General features: G+C 40.8%; 1 rRNA gene. It reads right to left on the bottom strand.

Annotated features, from left to right (window positions below):
- Nucleotides 1–90, bottom strand: a 5S ribosomal RNA gene (rrf, locus tag PSI06_RS21345); the annotation flags it as partial.
- Between the last annotated feature and the right edge of the window lie 165 nt (nucleotides 91–255).

Genomic DNA, 255 nt, shown 5'->3' with positions numbered 1-255 from the left:
AGCAAATGCTACACTATCATCGGCGCTGTTTCGTTTCACTACTGAGTTCGGCATGGGGTCAGGTGGGTCCAAAACGCTATGGTTACCAAGCAAATTAGGTGCAAAGGAGTAATGATAAGCACGTAGTGCTACTATTTCCTTTGCGCAAGGTGCCTCTACTTTAACGCTACGCGCTAAGAGTCACCTCATAAATTTGGAAAACTCTGATAATATTTTTTAAGTCTAAGTATCTATCTACTTTAGCTATTAACTTCT

This window comes from Pseudoalteromonas sp. GABNS16E (assembly GCF_028598715.1).
Lineage (GTDB): Bacteria > Pseudomonadota > Gammaproteobacteria > Enterobacterales > Alteromonadaceae > Pseudoalteromonas > Pseudoalteromonas atlantica.
The sequence above is the reverse complement of the archived record's forward strand: the minus strand, read 5'-3'. Positions and strand labels throughout refer to the sequence as shown.